This is a genomic window from Pedobacter jeongneungensis (assembly GCF_000633455.1).
In the GTDB taxonomy this organism is placed as follows: Bacteria; Bacteroidota; Bacteroidia; order Sphingobacteriales; family Sphingobacteriaceae; genus Pedobacter; species Pedobacter jeongneungensis_A.
Map to the genome: position 1 here is coordinate 48,299 of NZ_AYMG01000025.1, position 15,986 is coordinate 64,284.

16 protein-coding genes are annotated in these 15,986 nt (G+C 38.0%); 14 read left to right on the plus strand and 2 right to left on the minus strand.

The genetic code is table 11. The features are described from left to right. Positions 1–168 precede the first annotated feature (168 nt). The 4 genes from U859_RS0121595 to U859_RS0121615 all read left to right on the plus strand — a co-directional run bounded on the left by U859_RS0121595 (position 169) and on the right by U859_RS0121615 (position 4,949). Positions 169–1,155 carry a pyruvate dehydrogenase complex E1 component subunit beta gene (locus U859_RS0121595; protein WP_025145374.1) on the plus strand — a complete coding sequence of 329 codons (987 nt, stop codon included), beginning with the start codon at positions 169–171 and terminating at the stop codon, positions 1,153–1,155. Positions 1,156–1,555: 400 nt separating this feature from the next. Next, positions 1,556–2,131: a pentapeptide repeat-containing protein gene (locus U859_RS0121605; RefSeq protein ID WP_025145376.1), complete on the plus strand. Its 576-nt coding sequence runs from the start codon at positions 1,556–1,558 to the stop codon at positions 2,129–2,131. 33 nt (positions 2,132–2,164) lie between these two features. Further along, positions 2,165–2,542 carry an iron chaperone gene (locus U859_RS0121610; RefSeq protein ID WP_025145377.1) on the plus strand — a complete coding sequence of 126 codons (378 nt, stop codon included), beginning with the start codon at positions 2,165–2,167 and terminating at the stop codon, positions 2,540–2,542. 115 nt (positions 2,543–2,657) lie between these two features. Then, entirely contained in the window at positions 2,658–4,949 is a 2,292-nt protein-coding gene (locus U859_RS0121615; protein ID WP_025145378.1) for a Tex family protein, read from the plus strand. Between the two features lie 69 nt (positions 4,950–5,018). On the opposite strand, the gene U859_RS0121620 is transcribed toward U859_RS0121615, so the two are convergent. After that, positions 5,019–6,098 carry a mechanosensitive ion channel family protein gene (locus U859_RS0121620; RefSeq protein ID WP_029986028.1) on the minus strand — a complete coding sequence of 360 codons (1,080 nt, stop codon included), beginning with the start codon at positions 6,096–6,098 and terminating at the stop codon, positions 5,019–5,021. Positions 6,099–6,246: 148 nt separating this feature from the next. Here U859_RS0121620 and pnuC point away from each other — a divergent pair, with 148 nt between their 5' ends. The 8 genes from pnuC to tsf all read left to right on the plus strand — a co-directional run bounded on the left by pnuC (position 6,247) and on the right by tsf (position 12,369). Continuing rightward, entirely contained in the window at positions 6,247–6,909 is a 663-nt protein-coding gene (gene pnuC / locus U859_RS0121625; RefSeq protein WP_025145379.1) for a nicotinamide riboside transporter PnuC, read from the plus strand. Continuing rightward, positions 6,906–7,871: an AAA family ATPase gene (locus U859_RS0121630; protein ID WP_025145380.1), complete on the plus strand. Its 966-nt coding sequence runs from the start codon at positions 6,906–6,908 to the stop codon at positions 7,869–7,871. Before pnuC ends, U859_RS0121630 begins: the two co-directional genes overlap by 4 nt. A gap of 42 nt (positions 7,872–7,913) precedes the next feature. Further along, positions 7,914–8,447 (plus strand): ORF6N domain-containing protein, encoded by a 534-nt coding sequence (locus tag U859_RS0121635; protein ID WP_025145381.1) that lies wholly within the window; start codon positions 7,914–7,916, stop codon positions 8,445–8,447. A gap of 49 nt (positions 8,448–8,496) precedes the next feature. Continuing rightward, the gene (locus tag U859_RS0121640; RefSeq protein WP_025145382.1) at positions 8,497–9,324 is read left to right on the plus strand and encodes a hypothetical protein; all 828 of its coding nucleotides are present in this window, start codon (positions 8,497–8,499) and stop codon (positions 9,322–9,324) included. Positions 9,325–9,708: 384 nt separating this feature from the next. After that, the gene (rplM, locus tag U859_RS0121645) at positions 9,709–10,152 is read left to right on the plus strand and encodes a 50S ribosomal protein L13 (protein WP_010602007.1); all 444 of its coding nucleotides are present in this window, start codon (positions 9,709–9,711) and stop codon (positions 10,150–10,152) included. Between the two features lie 3 nt (positions 10,153–10,155). Continuing rightward, the gene (gene rpsI / locus U859_RS0121650; RefSeq protein WP_025145383.1) at positions 10,156–10,542 is read left to right on the plus strand and encodes a 30S ribosomal protein S9; all 387 of its coding nucleotides are present in this window, start codon (positions 10,156–10,158) and stop codon (positions 10,540–10,542) included. Positions 10,543–10,560: 18 nt separating this feature from the next. After that, complete coding sequence (gene rpsB, locus U859_RS0121655) at positions 10,561–11,394, plus strand: 30S ribosomal protein S2 (RefSeq protein ID WP_025145384.1); 834 nt, start codon at positions 10,561–10,563, stop codon at positions 11,392–11,394. Positions 11,395–11,523: 129 nt separating this feature from the next. Beyond that, positions 11,524–12,369: a translation elongation factor Ts gene (tsf, locus tag U859_RS0121660; protein WP_025145385.1), complete on the plus strand. Its 846-nt coding sequence runs from the start codon at positions 11,524–11,526 to the stop codon at positions 12,367–12,369. 148 nt (positions 12,370–12,517) lie between these two features. Here the strand turns inward: tsf and U859_RS0121665 are convergent, their stop codons facing one another. Next, positions 12,518–13,723, minus strand: a complete 1,206-nt coding sequence (locus tag U859_RS0121665; RefSeq protein WP_025145386.1) for a metallophosphoesterase — start codon at positions 13,721–13,723, stop codon at positions 12,518–12,520. An 85-nt stretch (positions 13,724–13,808) separates the two neighbouring features. Between U859_RS0121665 and nagA the strand changes: the two genes are divergently transcribed. Together nagA and U859_RS0121675 are read left to right on the plus strand one after the other, a co-directional pair. Beyond that, positions 13,809–14,900: an N-acetylglucosamine-6-phosphate deacetylase gene (nagA, locus tag U859_RS0121670; RefSeq protein ID WP_025145387.1), complete on the plus strand. Its 1,092-nt coding sequence runs from the start codon at positions 13,809–13,811 to the stop codon at positions 14,898–14,900. A gap of 10 nt (positions 14,901–14,910) precedes the next feature. Beyond that, the gene (locus U859_RS0121675; protein WP_025145388.1) at positions 14,911–15,873 is read left to right on the plus strand and encodes an MBL fold metallo-hydrolase; all 963 of its coding nucleotides are present in this window, start codon (positions 14,911–14,913) and stop codon (positions 15,871–15,873) included. Positions 15,874–15,986 lie beyond the last annotated feature (113 nt).

Genomic DNA, 15,986 nt, shown 5'->3' on the forward strand with positions numbered 1-15,986 from the left:
GCAATTGCCCAATAATATTTCTTACTTAAACCAATTAGCAAAAAATACCGCTTAAAAAACGCTAAATAATGAATTAAAGCACCTATAATTATTACAAAACATAGGCATTTTAGCCTTTGGTTTCAAAGCGATTAATAATTATATTTGCCACCGTTATTAAAATTTACAATGAGAGAAATCCAATTTAGAGAAGCACTACGCGAAGCCATGAGCGAAGAAATGCGTAAAGATGACCGCGTTTTTTTATTAGGTGAAGAAGTAGCAGAATATAACGGAGCGTACAAAGTAAGTCAGGGTATGCTTGACGAGTTTGGTGCGAAACGTATTATCGATACCCCGATTGCCGAATTAGGTTTCGCAGGTATTGCAACTGGTGCCGCAACAGCAGGCCTTATTCCAATTGTGGAATTTATGACCTTTAACTTCTCATTAGTAGCTATTGATCAGATTATCAACGGTGCTGCTAAAATTTTATCAATGAGCGGTGGTCAGTTCTCATGCCCTATGGTTTTCCGTGGCCCAACAGGTAACGCAGGTCAATTAGGCGCACAGCACTCTCAAAACTTCGAAAACTGGTTTGCAAATACACCAGGTTTAAAAGTTGTTGTTCCTTCAACTCCTTATGATGCAAAAGGGTTATTAAAACAAGCTATCATTGATCCGGATCCGGTTATTTTCATGGAATCTGAGGTAATGTACGGCGATAAAGGCGACGTTCCTGCAGAAGAGTATTATATCGAATTTGGTAAAGCTAATGTAACTAAACAAGGTACTGACGTAACCATCGTAACTTTCGGTAAAATGTTAACACGCGTTGTTAATCCTGCTGTAGAAGAATTAACTAAAGAAGGAATCAATGTTGAGGTGATCGATTTACGTACCGTACGCCCTATCGATTATGATACCATTATAGCTTCAGTTAAAAAAACAAACCGTTTGGTTGTTGTAGAAGAAGCCTGGCCTTTGGCATCTCTTTCTGGAGAGATTGCTTTCATGGTACAGAAACATGCATTTGATTATTTAGATGCACCAGTTTTACGTATCACTTGTGCAGATGTTCCACTTCCATATTCACCAACTTTAATCGCCGCCAGCTTACCAAATGCTGATCGCGTAGTTAAAGCGGTAAAAGAAGTAATGTACGTTAAAAAATAAAATTGACCGTCTGAGCGTAGTCGAAGACCAAAAACATATAAATCCTCCAAAGAAATTTGGGGGATTTTTTATTTCCCCTTTTCCGTGTCCTCTGTGTTTCCGTGGCAAATATTCGAAAATTTATGTTCAGTAATCCTTCGGTTTCATCAGCCCCGCCATTCATTGCAATCTTTTTGGATAAGCTTGTCATGCGCTGAGGCACGAAGCATCTACCACTTATGAAACAGATGCTTCGTGCCTCAGCATAACAGCATATTCAAGGTTGCTGCAACCAAAAAGTATTTCCATTTCTGTCTGGTTTAGTTAACCCCTGTCTGTATAAGAAACACAATTCAGTTTCCTGCTTAAAGCCAAAAAACCACACTAAATTTTTATATTCGTCGTAAAATAAATTCCCTATATGCCCGACAATTACATAGCCGACCAAACATTCGAAAAAACCGATTTTACCTTACGCTCACTCCCAAAGGCCGAATATGAAAACTGTAAATTTATTAACTGCGATTTTTCCGGTTCAGATTTAAGCGGTGTTAAATTTTTAGACTGCGAATTTGTTTCCTGCAATTTAAGTTTGGCTGGCTTAACCAAAACCTCCTTTATTGACATCAATTTTCAAGGCTGTAAAATGCTGGGATTAAGATTCGAAAACTGCAATGATTTTGGTTTAGCATTCAGCTTTAACAACTGCAAACTGGATCATTCTTCTTTTTATAAATTAAAGCTGAAGAAAACGACTTTTAAAAATTCACAATTGCATGAAGTCGATTTTTCGGAAACTGATTTAGCCAATGCGACGTTCGACAACTGCGACCTGCTAAATGCTACTTTCGATAGGACTATCCTTGAAAAAGCAGATTTTAAAACAGCTTACAATTATTCCATAGATCCGGATAACAACAGGATCAAAAAAGCAAGATTTTCAAAATCTGGACTTGCAGGGCTATTGCATAAATACGATATACAGATTAGCGAATAATATTTGTAAATTCAGCTTGCAAAACCATCAGATATGGATCAGCTTAAACCAGAAAATATCGACCAATATATTTCCAGTTTCCCTGCTGAAACGCAAAAGACATTGCAAAAGGTTCGTAAAACCATCCGCCAGGCGGCACCAGAAGCTAAAGAGGTAATCAGCTACGGTATGCCAGCTTTTAAACAACACACTGTGCTGGTATATTTTGCAGGTTATGCTAAACACATCGGTTTTTATCCAACCAGCTCAGGAATAGAGGCTTTTAAAGATCAATTTGAAAATTATAAATGGAGTAAAGGGGCAGTTCAGTTTCCTTTGGATAAGCCTTTGCCGTTAGATTTAATTACGAGGATAACAAAATTTAAAGTAGAACGCGATCTGGAAAAAACGAAGAAAAAGAAACCAGCTTAGCACCAGTTTTCTCAAAAACTTACTCACAAATTTCGGTGGAAAACTTCATTTTAAAAATCCTTAAATCCCACAAATCCTCATTAGCTTTGCTTCCTTTAATTTTACCCTTTAGGATATGTTAACCCACCATAAAATAATTGCAACCGAATTAAAAGTTGCAGAAAAACAAGTAACCGCAACCGTAAACCTATTAGATGAAGGTGCAACAGTACCTTTTATTTCACGTTACCGTAAAGAGGCAACCGGCAGTTTAGACGAGGTTGAAGTAGCCGCAATCCGCGATAGGGTGTTGCAATTACGCGATTTGGACAAACGCCGTGAAGCGATTTTAAAATCGATGACGGAACTGGGTAAGTTAACACCCGAACTCGAAAAACAGATTAACGAAGCAGAAACCATTTCGCTGCTCGAAGATATTTACCTGCCATATAAACCAAAACGCAAAACACGTGCATCGGTGGCAAAAGAAAAAGGATTAGAACCATTGGCCTTGCAAATATTTGAGCAGAATGCTTTTGATCTGGATGCTGAAGCCGATAAATTTATCGATACCGAAAAAGGTGTAAATTCGCTTGATGAAGCTTTGGCTGGTGCCAGGGATATCATTGCCGAAATGATATCTGAAAATGCTGAAGCCCGCACCAAAATGCGCACCTATTTTCAGGAAAAATCAGTTTTTAAATCGGAAGTAATCAAAGGAAAAGAAGAAGAAGGTATTAAATACAAAGATTACTTCGAATGGAGCGAGCCGGTAAAAACGGCTGCATCACACCGGGTTTTAGCCATGCGCCGTGGTGAAAAAGAGTTGATTTTAAGGTTAGATGCATTACCACCATCCGAAGACGCCGTTGCCATTTTAGAAAACCAGTTTATTTTAGGCAATAATGCAGCGTCAAAACAAGTTCAGCAAGCTTTAGAGGATGGTTATAAACGTTTGTTGGAACCAGCAATGGAAACTGAGTTACGCGTATTAACCAAACAGAAGGCGGATGAAGAAGCGATCCGCGTTTTTGCAGAAAATGCAAGGCAGTTGTTATTGGCGGCACCAATGGGACAAAAAAATGTATTGGCGATCGATCCTGGTTTCCGTACAGGCTGTAAAGTGGTTTGCTTAGATAAACAAGGTCAGTTGTTAGAAAACACAGCGATTTATCCGCATACGGGGCAGGGCAATGTAAAAAATGCCGAATTCACCATCCAACAGCTTTGCGAAAAACACAATGTTGAAGCCATCGCTATTGGTAACGGTACTGCAGGAAGAGAAACTGAAGCTTTTGTTCGTGCATTGAATTTACCGCACATCACCATTGTAATGGTTAACGAAAGTGGTGCATCTATTTATTCGGCTTCAGAAGTGGCAAGGGAAGAATTCCCAACGCAGGATATTACCGTGCGTGGTGCCGTTTCAATCGGTCGCCGTTTAATGGACCCATTGGCAGAACTAGTGAAAATCGATCCAAAATCTATCGGAGTTGGCCAATACCAGCACGATGTTGATCAGAATAAATTGCAGGCGAGTTTAGATGATACGGTAATTAGTGCCGTAAATGCAGTTGGGGTAGAGCTCAATACCGCTTCTAAACAAATTTTGGCTTATGTTTCTGGCTTAGGACCAACTTTAGCACAGAACATTGTTGATTACAGAAATACCCACGGCGCGTTTAAAAACCGCGAAAGTTTGAAAAAAGTGCCTCGCTTAGGCGACAAAGCTTATGAACAGGCGGCGGGCTTCTTACGCATTCGCAATGCAGAAAATGTTTTAGATACCAGCGGCGTTCACCCTGAACGTTATGCTGTAGTAGATAAAATGGCGAAAGACCTGGGTACTACGGTTGCAGCCTTAATGAAAGATACACAACTGCAAAAACAGATCAAACCCCAACAATACATAACCGACGAAATCGGATTGCCAACCCTAAACGATATTGTAAAAGAGCTGGCAAAACCAGGGCGTGATCCACGTGAGCAGTTTGAAGCTTTTAGCTTTACTGATGGTGTAAACGAAATTGCCGATTTAAGAACAGGTATGAAATTACCAGGAATTGTGACCAATATTACCAATTTCGGAGCCTTTGTTGACATTGGCGTTCATCAGGATGGTTTGGTTCATACCAGTCAATTGGCAAACCGTTTTGTAGCAAATCCTAATGATATAGTAAAAGTGCATCAAAAAGTAGAGGTAACCGTAATGGAAGTTGATGTTGCCCGTAAAAGGATTTCACTATCGATGAAAACTGAGGCTAGTCCAAAGTCGGAAGTCCATAGTCGGGAGTCTAAAGAACATAAGCCAAAGCAAGAATACAAACCTAACAGCAGTAAGCCTAATTTTAAACCCCGCAATGAGCCAAAAGATGCTGATGGCGATTTACAGGAAAAATTAGCAAAGCTAAAAGGGATGTTTAAATAACTTTAACTGTCATACTGAGCCTGTCGAAGTATCTAGTGGTCTTCGACAAGCTCAGACTGACATGGATTTTTATATACGCTCCAACTTATCTCTAAACTCCAATCTTTTCTTCGGTAAGCTTTCCGGATAATTTGTTTGAATAAACGAAATCATAGCTTCCCTTACATAACACCTCAAATCGAAAGCTCTGGAAGAATTTGAAGCGCTCATTAAAAAACGCACCTCAATAGCGCCATCTTTTGTACTGTCGGTAACCTGTACTACATTTACGCGTTTATCCCACAATACATTTGCGTTCAGCAATCTTGTCAATTCCTGTCTCATGGGTTCAATAGGAATCGTATAATCGAGGTATAAAAAAACAGTTCCCAATAAATCTGCCGAAACACGTGTCCAGTTTTGAAAAGGTTTTTCGATAAAATAGGTAATCGGCAAAATGAGCCTGCGTTGGTCCCATATATTAACCACTACATAGGTTAGCGTTATTTCTTCTACCTTTCCCCACTCACCTTCTACAATTAAAACATCGTCAATCCTAATGGGTTGTGTAAAGGCAATCTGAAAACCCGCCAATAAATTCCCCAGTGATTTTTGCGCAGCAAAACCAATGATAATTCCCCCTATTCCGACCCCCGTAAGTAAACCCGCCCCTATTTTACGCATACTCTCAAAACTCAACAAAATGATAGCTGCAGTAATTAAAATGATGAGCGAAACGATAAATTTCCTTACAAACTGCAACTGTGTCCTGATTTTGCGCTCTTTCAGGTTATTTTCCTTATTCAGATCGTATTTCAGATAAAAATAATCCTCCAATACATTTATTAAACGCACCAATATTAATGCAAAAGTGATGGTTAAGGCAATTTCTAACGCTTTCGTAATGGGCAACCTAAATGAGGGCGACATCTCCATTAATGTGAGCGAAAAATTAAGCAACAATAATGGAATAAAAACCGCAACTGGCCTTCTTAAATGTTTAATGGTTGATTTTATAATAATAAAATCCCACCAGCGCGAAAGCAGGATAAAAGTTTTGTGGATAATGAATTTGATAATAATCCCCAGCAAAATTGCTGCTAAACCAATAATCAGGTTCTTGAAAAACAAAGGAATAGGATAACCGAAAATCTGGTCGATATACTGCATACAAGAAATTTGCTGGTTAATAAATACGGCGATAAGCCAATAGATATTCTTATAACAGCTATATTTTTGGATTGTTTGCCAACAGAAAATCAATAGCCGCAAATAAATTATTTACATTAGCATTTTGTATACTTCCAAAAAGAAAAAGATGGATTTTTTTGATGCCCATAGTATATTTTTTACGGTTCTTGGTTATAAAATGAGCTACCTGGAATTTTTTGCTGTAATTACCGGGGTTATTTCAGTTATTCTTTCTGCAAAAGCCAGTGTTTGGAGTTGGCCAGCAGGCATCGTTAATGTATTCTTATCAGCCTTTTTATATTATCAAAGCCAGCTTTACCCTGATATGTTTTTGATGGTTTTCTTTTTTGTAACCAACATTATGGGCTGGTGGCGATGGACAAATCCGAAACCCGGGGAAGAAGATAAAAACAAAGAACTCAAAATCAGTTTCATGCCGATAAAACAGTTCTTCATCTTGCTGGCTGTTGGCATTATTGGCACACTACTCATGGGTACTTTGGCAAGTCAGCTCCATAATTGGCTTCCATTGTTGTTCAATTTACCAAGTGCCTATCCTTTTGTCGATTCATTTATTTTTGTAATGAGTGTAATCACCACTTTTCTGATGATCCAGAAAAGGGTAGAATGTTGGATTATCTGGCTAATTATTGATGTTGTGGCTACTTACTTATATTTTTTAAAAGGCATCAAGTTTATGGGGATAGAATATTTCATTTTCACTATTATAGCTGCCTTTGCTCTATGGCATTGGGTTAAAGAATACAGAAGTTATTCTAAAACAGCATGAAAAGAGGATTAGTTATCGGCAAGTTTATGCCAATCCATAAAGGGCATATTGCCCTGATTAATTTTGCTGCTGCACATTGCGATGAATTGATTGTATCGATGAGTTTCACACCTGAGGATACAATTGATCCGGTATTGCGTTTTGAATGGATCAAGCAAATATTTAAAAGCCAGCCCAATATTAAGCCTGCCATTATTGATGATGATTTTGATGATGAAACCTTACCTTTAAGTGAGCGGACCAATATATGGGCCATCAGAATGCGGGAGGTTTATCCAAAAATCGATATACTATTTAGTTCTGAATTTTACGGGCCTCCCTTCGCCCATAATTTACAGGCAGAACATGTCCTGTTTGATGAGCCAAGGAAATTCATCCCAATTTCTGCTACGCTGATCAGAAACCATCCTTTCCAATATTGGGAATTTATTCCTGAACAAGTGAGGCCATATTTTACAAAAAAGATTTGTTTCTACGGACCAGAAAGTACCGGAAAATCGACCATGGCCGAAAAAATGGCTTTATATTATCATACCGTTTTTGTTCCCGAAGTTGCACGCGAATTAATTACCTCTAACGATATCACTGTTGACGACATTATCAAAATAGGGAAAGCACAAACAGAAAGGGTAAAAGAAAAAACAAGCATTGCCAATAAAATCGTTTTTTGCGACACGGACTTAATCACCACAAAAATATATTCGCAATATTATTTAAATCAGGTTCCGGATATTCTTAACGATCTTGAAAATGAAATCAGGTACGATTTATATTTCTTATTGGATATTGATGTAGAATGGGTTGCTGATCATCTCCGCGATTTTGGCGAAAGGCGTTCAGAAATGTTTGATCTGTTTAAAAGGGAACTCGAAAAGCGGGGTATTGACTATATCCACATAAGTGGAAATTATCATGAACGGGAAGAGAAAATCAAAAAAATTATAGACTCCATTTTGCTATAAATAATTCTATTTTTTGTATCTTCAATTCAAATCCAAAATGATATGACAGCTAAACAAGTGCTTCCTATCATCCCTGACAATATTGTAGTTAACAAGATTTACGAGGTAAGAGGCCTTAAAGTAATGTTCGATAGTGATCTGGCTGAGCTTTATGGTGTAGAAACTAAACGCCTTAATGAGCAAGTTGGGCGAAATCCTGATCGATTCCCCGATGATTTCATGTTCCAACTCACTGATGAAGAGTGGTTAAACTTGAAGTCGCAAATTGCGACCTCAAGTTGGGGCGGCAGAAGAAAACTCCCCTTTGTTTTTACTGAACACGGTGTTCTTATGCTGTCAAGCGTATTAAACAGCAAGCAAGCCATTCAGGTGAATATTCAGATTGTAAGGATTTTCACGCGCATACGTCAATTCATTATTGACAGTGGCGAACTTAAACTCGAAATTGAAGAAATTAAACAAAAAGTAAGTAATCAGGATAAAAACATCGAACTGGTTTTTACCTATCTTGATAAACTCATCGATAAAAAAATTGGGCCAAGGAAGAGGATTGGTTATATGCCTGATGATTTGTAATTTTTATTTTCTCTTTAAAATGCTATTTTTGAGTATCTAATCCTCAATAATGAAAAAATATACGCTCTTACTTGCTCTTATAAGTATTCTTTTCTATTCATGCGCTAAGAAAGGTGAAAATTCACAATCCACACCTAAGAAAATTGAAAGGATTATCATTTCGCCGGAGTACCTGCTTCAATCTAAATCATCAGAAGTATATATCGGAGTCAGGTATTTTAAAGATTACAGCGACAAAGACAATATCACGCTTAGCTTAAACGGCCAGACTGGAACTCAGCTATCAGAAATAACTGCACAGCTAGAGGGAACCAGTTTGTTATTCAAATTTAATGCAGTAAATCAAACAGGTGATTTTAAGATTAGATGTGTAGTTAAAAATGACCAGAACTCTCTTGATCAGGAACAAACCTTAAGGCTTGTTAACGATTTTAGCATAAACTCGGTTTGGAACAGCCTTGATAAAAATTATTCATCGTCATTTTCCAGTTATGCCGACAGGCTTAAAACAACTGGTTATACCCTAAAACCCATTTCAAGCACGAGCACGAATGTTCAGTTTGGTGCCTATTTTGAAAACTATGCCTATTCAAATCTATATGTCAGCAAATCTTTCATTGCAGGGCTTGCAGGTATTTACACCCTTCTTTATAATGACCTTGGCCTTCAGCAAATAAAAATCAACAATGGATCACCAGACGTTGATCAAAACTTTTCGACAGCTAAGTTCTATGCAGATGTAACGGCAAATTATGGCAATTATGTTTCACAGAGCAATACTGGCAGTGGGAAAGTTACCGTATTTAAAAACGGAATCTATACCCTGACGGTTACCGAAACGCCAGCTTTGGTATCTACAATAATTACAAAGTCTTAGAATTGTATTTTTAGATTAGCCCGGTTTTTTTTAAAAACTTAACATACTTCCGCCAACCCACATTTCCTAAACGGGATTGCAGCGATACCCTTTTTTGTTTTTCGCTTTTACAAAAAAATAGCACTGAAGCAAGAAATTTGTCAAAGCTTTAAAAACAAAAAAGATTTAGCGCAAAGCCCGACTGGAACAACCAAAAGAACTAAAGGTTTTGCTTTACAAAAAATCGCCAATTAGATTGCCACATCGCTGCGCTCTTCGCAATGGCGACAATTTTACATCAAAAATTTTCTCTTCAACTATTTGATAATAAAAGTATTCTACCTATCTTTGCAGTCCCAAATTTAATGGGAATAATAAATTGTTTAATAAATTAAATACAAGCAAGTGAATACGTTAAGTTACAAAACTGTCTCGGCCAATGCGAAAACTGTTAACAAACAGTGGATTGTTGTTGATGCGCAAGGCGAGATTTTGGGGCGCTTGTCATCGAAGATCGCTATGATCATCCGTGGTAAAAACAAGCCTGAGTACACCCCACACGTAGATTGCGGCGATAACGTAATTGTTATCAATGCAGACAAGGTTAAATTGACAGGAAACAAATTCAGCGAAAAGCAATATGTTTCTTATACTGGTTATCCAGGTGGTCAACGTTTTATTTCTCCTAAGGAGTTAATGGCGAAACACCCTCAACGTGTAATCGAGAAAGCGGTACGTGGTATGTTACCGAAAACTAAATTGGGTAAAAAACTTTACACCAATCTTTTTGTGTATGCAGGTGAGACTCACCCTCATGCAGCTCAATCTCCAAAAACCATTAAACTTTAAGAAATGTCAGTTACTAACACTTCAGGAAGAAGAAAAACAGCTGTTGCACGTATCTACTTAAAAGATGGTGCTGGCGCAATTACCGTTAACGGTAAAGATCACAAAGTATATTTCCCAACTTTACCTTTGCAATATATCGTAAACCAAAGTTTAGAAGTTTCTGAACTTACAGGCCGTTATGATATCACTGTAAACGTACAAGGCGGTGGAGTAAAAGGACAAGCAGAAGCTGTTCGTTTAGCTATTGCTAAGGCGATTGTTGAACTAGATGCGGAGAAAAAACCTGCTTTACGCGCTAAAGGTTTAATGACACGTGATAACCGTATGGTTGAGCGTAAAAAACCAGGACGTGCTAAAGCCCGTAAGAAATTCCAATTCAGTAAACGTTAATCACAGGAGGCAAACACAATGGCAAGAACAACTTATCAAGACTTATTGGATGCAGGTGTACACTTTGGTCACCTTACCCGTAAATGGAATCCAAAAATGGCTCCTTACATTTTCATGGAGCGTAATGGAATTCATATTATAGATTTAAATAAAACTTTAACTAAAACTGAAGAAGCTGCGGCTGCGATTAAACAAATCGTAAAATCAGGACGTAAAGTATTATTCGTTTCTACAAAGAAACAAGCAAAAGGAATCGTAGCTGAACAAGCTAAAAAAGTAAACATGCCTTTCGTAACTGAACGTTGGTTAGGTGGTATGTTAACTAACTTTGCAACTGTTCGCAAGTCAATTAAAAAGATGTCTAACATCGATAAAATGACTAAAGACGGTACTTATGCGATCTTATCTAAAAAAGAGCGTTTAATGATTCAGCGTGAGCGTATTAAATTAGAATCACTTTTAGGTGGTATTGCTGATTTAAACCGTTTACCTGCAGCTTTATTCTTAATTGATGTTAAAAAAGAGCATATCGCAGTAACTGAAGCATTAAAATTAAACATCCCAACTTTTGCGATGGTTGATACAAACTCTGATCCTTCTAACATCGATTTCCCTATCCCGGCGAATGATGATGCTACAAAATCTATCTCTTTAATTACTGATGTAATTATCAAAGCGATTGAAGAAGGTTTAGATGAGCGTAAACGCGAAAAAGATGATGAGGCTGAAAAAGAAGCAGTAGCTGCTAAAGCTGCGGCTGATGCTCCGGAAGCAAAAGAGCCAAGACGTAAAAAAGCTGCTGAGGCAGAAGTTGAAGCGTCAGCATCAGAAGAAACTAAAACAGAAGAATAGTAATATTTTTTAATTGCAGGTTACTGGTTTCAGGTTTTAAGTTGGCTTAACATGAGTTTAACTTGGCGCTTGTAACTTGTAACCTGTAATTGTTATAACAAGATTGTAAACTTTAAAAAAGGAAATAAAATGTCTACAGTACAAATTACTGCCGCAGATGTAAATAAACTACGCCAACAAACTGGTGCTGGTATGATGGATTGCAAAAAAGCTTTAGTTGAAGCTAACGGCGATTTCGAAGCTGCTGTTGATTTATTGCGCAAAAAAGGTCAAAAAGTATCTGCCGCTCGTTCTGGTAATGCTACTTCTGAAGGTCTGGTATCAATCGCTGTTTCAGCTGATGGAACAAACGGTAAATTAGTTGCTTTAGCTTGCGAAACTGAGCCAGTTTCTAAAGTTGAAGATTTCCGTAACCTGGCTCAAGCCGTTTTGGCTGCAGCAGTTGCCAACAATCCTGCTTCTGCAGAAGAATTATCAGCAATTACTTTGGAAGATGGACGTACAGTTGCTGAAACCATAACTGAACTAACTGGTAAAATCGGAGAGAAGATCGTTATTCAAGAGTATGCAAATATATCTGGTGAAAAAATCGTTTCTTATATCCATTCTAATGGAAAAATGGGCGTTTTAGTAGTATTTGAAGGTGCTAATGGCGTAGATATTACTGAAGCTGGTAAAGATGTTGCAATGCAAATTGCTGCAATGAGTCCAATTGCTGTTGATAAAGACGGTGTTGATCCTGCTACTATCGAACGTGAAATCGAGATTGCTAAAGACGTTATCCGTCAAGAAGGCAAACCAGAAGAAATGGTTGAAAAAATTGCTGCTGGTAAATTGAATAAATTCTACAAAGACAGTACTTTATTAAACCAGGAGTTTGTTAAAGATAGCTCAGTAGATGTTCGTAAATTTTTAGATAACACTTCTAAAGGTTTAACAGTATCTGCTTTCAAACGTGTACAATTAGGTGCATAAGCACTAGAAAAACATATTTGAAAAGCTCCAAGAAATTGGGGCTTTTTTTATGCGTTATGTCTCCAGTCGTCACCCTGAATTCATTTCAGGGTCTATATGTATATGCGAGAAAGATGCTGAAATAAATTCAGCATGACGATAGTATTCCCTACTTTCTAAGCGCGGTATACGCCCCTACTTCCTTACCCGAATCATCGAGCATACTCACCACTACTTTATTTTTATCTGCTTTTATTTTTGTAATCGTTCTTGTACCGGTTTTAGGTCCGCCACCAATGATTAAAGGATAATGATTTAAGTTTTTATCTGGCTGGTGCACCATATATTTGTGCGTATGGCCGCTTAATACCAGGTCTACCTTTCCCTGATTCAATAGCGGTTCGAACAATTCGGTACAATGCTTTGGTCCGTGCGCATCGCCTGAGAAACGTGGCGGAATATGCATTAGTACAACCCTGAACGGTGCTTTTTTAAATTCCTTCGAATTCATTTCTGATTTAAACCATTCTGCCTGCTGCAGCCGATAATCATCAAAATTTACAATGCCAGCATACACCGGATGTGCATCTTCCTTATCCTCTCCGGTATCTAAAATCACAAAGCGCACAGGCCCTAAAGTAAAAGCGGCATGACCAACATGCATATAATACTGCGGAAATTCGCGGGAGAATTTACCACGGGTTTCGTGATTGCCCCTTACGTAAATAAATGGCGTGTTCTTTGCAAAATTATCTACACAGGGCTGAAGCATGTGATCGATAATTTGTTTTTCATCAGTCTGGTAATCGAATATATCGCCATTAAAGAAGATAAAATCCTGTTTTTTTTCAGGAACAAGCCCCAACAAATGCGGAATGGATTCAGGACGATCGTGCGTATCATTCAACATTAAAAATGAAACTTCTGCTTTATTCAGATCAGTATTAACAAATTCCTCAACCGAACTACTCACTGTTTCACCATAGGTTAACTTATAAGGCTGAAAATCTTTAATCTCTTTCGAAACAATTTTATAATAATATTTAGTACCAGGTTTTAAGTTAAAAAGCGTTACAGCATTGAGCTTACTATTGGCCTGCATTAAACCTAATTCTGCTTTGCCATAAGCTTTTTGATTCAATTGATCGGCCTGTTCGCCATATTCTACCCAGCCCGCAGCATTTTTATTGGTTAACCAAAGAATAGTCATTTTGTTATTAAAATTGGTTTGGAGGTAAGGGCCTACTGCAATTTTAAACCCTTCTTCATTAGCGGGTAAATCTGCAATTGCCATTGATGGCGCCACCAATGTAGCCGCACTTAAAGTGAGGCCGGCCTTTAAAAAACTTCTTCTATTGGGCTGATTTTCATTCATTTGGTTATTTTATCTTATTAACCAAATATATAGCGACAATATTTAACTTTGACCGTGTAAGATTAAATTTACTCAAACGTTTGATATGCCTAAAGTAATTACCAATACCTCCTATTTTCAGGGCAACGATTTAAAAAGCAATCAAGATATTATTATTGACGGCGCTTTAATTTCAAATATTAAGGAAGGTGACAATAAAGAAAATAATCATTCTTTTGTTGTTCCGGGTTTTATAGACCTGCAGATTTATGGCGCGGGCGACAGGTTATTTTCTGCCGACCCAAGTATTGAATCGTTAACGATAATGGAAGATGACCTGCTAAAAAAGGGAACTACAGGCTTTTTGGCCTGTATGGCAACAAATTCTCCAGAGGTTTTTAATGAGTGTATCAAAGTAGCTAAAGTGCATCGCTCATCGGCCAGGAACTGCCTGGGATTACATTTAGAAGGGCCATTTTTAAACCCCAAACGTTTAGGTGCACATGTACCTGCATTTGTACGCAAAGCCTCATTAGATGAAATTAAAAAACTAATCGATTTTGGGGATGGTGTAATTAAAATGATGACCATTGCACCGGAGCTTCAGGATGAAGAGGTAATTGAATACCTGCTGGATAGTGGTGTGGTTGTTTCACTAGGCCATAGTAATGCCACTTTTGAGGAAGCTACTACTGCTTACAACAAAGGCATCCAAACCACTACACACCTATTTAATGCCATGAGTCCGATCCATCACCGCGAACCCGGAATACCCACAGCCGTTTTCAGCCATGATAAGGCAATGGCCAGTATTATTGCCGATGGTCAGCATGTAGATTTCGAAGTGGTTAAATTTGCGCAGAAACTATTAAAAGATCGTTTATTCCTGATTACCGATGCCGTTACAGCCTGTTCAACTGGTCCTTATCAGCATATCCAAAAAGGAAACAAATTTGTAATGCCCGATGGCACACTTTCGGGTTCGTCGCTAACAATGTTAGAAGCTGTTAAAAACTGTGTATCTCATTGTGGCATCAGTTTAAATGATGCAGTTAAAATGGCAACGAGTTATCCGGCCAAATTAATCGGAATTGAAAACTTAACGGCAAATATCGCAGCTGGTGAGCAGGCTAATTTAGTAGTGCTTGATGATGCACTAAATTTAAAAGAGGTCATTTTTAAAGGCGAAACGGCATAATCAAACCAATATGTTCAAAAGAATTCTTCCGGTTATTATCTTTCTTTCTATTTATGCCAATCATTCCTGGTCGCAGGAAATGAATACTGCTTTTACCGTTATACCGCTTGGTGTTAAGGGCGGTGATGATGAGAGTAATTTATCATCTTATCTGATCGCCCCAAAAGGAAGCGAAAATTACGTTTGCCTTGATGCAGGCACCATAAATGCGGGTATCCAAAAAGCAATAGACTTTAAGTCACTAAAAGGAATCAGTGAAGAAATTCAACGCAAACAGATTAAGGGGTATCTGATTTCGCATGCCCATTTAGATCATGTAGCTGGCTTAATTATCAATTCCCCTGCAGATACAGTTAAAAACATTTATGGTTTACCTTCGGTCCTCAATATTTTAAGGGATAAATATTTTACCTGGGATGCATGGGCCAATTTTGCTAACGAAGGCGAAAAACCGCAATTGAAAAAATACACTTATTTTCCATTGGTTCAAGGTAATACTTATCCGCTTGAAGGTACCGAAATGAAAGTAAAGGCTTTTGAACTCAGCCATGGCAATCCTTATAAAAGTACCGCCTTTTTGATCAGCCATCAGGATAGTTATGCATTATATCTGGGCGATACCGGAGCAGATGAAATTGAAAAATCGGATAAACTGGCCAACCTATGGCAAAGTATAGCGCCTCTGATTAATGCAGGCCAGTTAAAGGCTATTTTTCTAGAGGTTTCTTTCCCTAATGAACAACCCGATAAACAATTGTTCGGGCACCTTACACCAAAACTTTTCTTCAGCGAACTGTCGAAACTGGAGGCTTTAACGAACGAAAAAGCATTTAAAAAAGTTTCGTTCATTATAACTCACACTAAGCCTCCACAAAAAACCGCCGAAAGGGTAAAAAAGCAATTGATTTCAGGAAAACCGAAAGATTTAAAGCTAATTTTCCCTGAACAAGGCAAGTACTTAACAATTAATTAATTTAAATAGAACATTAGCAGCATTAAGTCAGCGTATTTTTGTTGAAAATTGAGTGAAATATCATAATTTTATTACGATAAGGGTAACAACAAATTATAATTGCTTCATCACCA